Origin of the sequence: Methylobacterium sp. J-048, from assembly GCF_022829515.1 — a bacterium.
Taxonomy (GTDB): Bacteria; Pseudomonadota; Alphaproteobacteria; order Rhizobiales; family Beijerinckiaceae; genus Methylobacterium.
Genome location: NZ_JAKSYL010000086.1, coordinates 1 through 1,506, shown reverse-complemented (window position 1 = coordinate 1,506; position 1,506 = coordinate 1). Strand labels below are relative to the sequence as shown.

Below are 1,506 nucleotides of genomic sequence, written 5' to 3'. Positions count from 1 at the left end.
TGTCCGGGGTCGTGGAAGGAACGGGCAGGCTCCCAAGCTGAGGTGCGGGCTTCAGTGCCCCAGGATGAGCCGGGGTCCTGCCCGTCGCCGCGGATCCGACCTTACCAGATCGGACGCCGACTGACTTACAAGGATGAGGGGTTGGGTTGGAGTTTCCCAGACAGAAACTTGCTGCCGAATTCCTTCATCCTCGCTCAGCGACCAGACCCGGAGCAGCGCCAAGCCGGTCCGCCTCACCCCTCCCCGTCACGCAACCGGCGCAGCGCGTCGAAAGGCCCCGCATCCTCGCCCGCCACCACCGGCTCGAAGGCGATGCCGGGCTTGCGCGGATAGGGATCGAGGCCGAGCGCCAGGAACTCGGCCGTGAGCGCGCCGAAATCGATCCGGCCGCCGATCAGCGGATCGGGCACCTCGACATCCTCGGCATCGGTGCCGGCGAGCTGGTCGGTATCGGTGAACACCACCTCCACGGGCTCGCGGACCGGGCCCTCGAACGGCTCGAGGCTGACCGTGCAGACCTGCGTCACCACGGCCTCGACCGCGCCGGTGACGGTCATCCGGTTGGTCGAGCCCGAGATCTCGAACCGCCCGACCAGATCGCGGATGGCGGGGATCTTGAAGTCGGCGGCGAGCGCCGTGCACTCGGCCGGGCTCGCCTCGACGGTGACGGCGCCCCGGCCCTGCGGCAGGCGCTCGACATTGATCCAGCGCGAGAGCGGCCCGCTCTCCGGGCCCGTACGGTGTCTCATGTCCTGTCTCCGGTCGGGGCCGGCGCGAACGCGTCCGGCTCCGGGAAGGGCGGCCCGGCACCGAGCAGCCCGTCGAGATTGGCCGTCGCCAGCGCCGAATCGGCCGCCAGCACGTAGGCGGCGAGGCCCGCCGCGTCACCCGCGCCGCCGAGCACGTTGCGGGCGAGCACCACGGCCAGGGCCGTGCCGTCGCCGGCATCGAGGGCGGCGTCGTAGCCGGTGGCCCGGCCGTAGAAGGCGGCGCCGAGTTTCTTCATCCGCTTGCCGACGCCCATATCGCCGACGCCGAGTTCGCGCAAAGAGGCGTCGAGCTGGGTGAAGACCGAATTGACCAGATCCTGCGCCACATCGGCGGCCGGGGCCGGCAGCCGGTTGAGCCGGCGCAGGACCAGGATGACGTGCAGGCACAGGGCCTCGAACCGGCCCTCGACGGTGTCGGGCACGGCGAGCTGCGTGTACAGGCCCGGCCGCCGTGCCGCCGCGCTGATCGACGCGTGCAGGGCCTCGATGGCGCGGCGCCGGGCGCCGTCGCGCCGGAACAGCCCGGCGATCATCGGGGCCTCGCGGATTTGAAGGATGCCAAGAACAAAGCCGATGCGCGCCGCTCCCTCCCCCCTCGGCGGGGGAGGGTGGCCCCCGAAGGGGGGCAGGAGAGGGGAGCGACGGTGAAGGATGAGGCGGTGGCCTTCACCCCGGACCGGCGTTGTCCTGAAACCGGGGTCCGCTCTCCCGACCCCTGCTGACGCAGGGGCCACCC

At 71.7% G+C, this 1,506-nt stretch carries 2 protein-coding genes; both read right to left on the bottom strand.

From position 1 onward, the window contains the following. Positions 1 to 233 precede the first annotated feature (233 nt). Positions 234 to 749, bottom strand: a complete 516-nt coding sequence (locus MKL09_RS06030; protein ID WP_244018895.1) for a YceD family protein — start codon at positions 747 to 749, stop codon at positions 234 to 236. Next, the gene (locus tag MKL09_RS06025; RefSeq protein WP_244018892.1) at positions 746 to 1,303 is read right to left on the bottom strand and encodes a ubiquinol-cytochrome C chaperone family protein; all 558 of its coding nucleotides are present in this window, start codon (positions 1,301 to 1,303) and stop codon (positions 746 to 748) included. The genes MKL09_RS06030 and MKL09_RS06025 overlap by 4 nt, the downstream gene beginning before the upstream one ends. Positions 1,304 to 1,506: the final 203 nt, after the last annotated feature.

Bases quoted from the DNA above. Each gene is read 5' to 3' on its own strand.
- MKL09_RS06030 (WP_244018895.1), bottom strand. From the start codon at position 749: ATGAGACACCGTACGGGCCCGGAGAGCGGGCCGCTCTCGCGCTGGATC.
- MKL09_RS06025 (WP_244018892.1), bottom strand. From the start codon at position 1,303: ATGATCGCCGGGCTGTTCCGGCGCGACGGCGCCCGGCGCCGCGCCATC.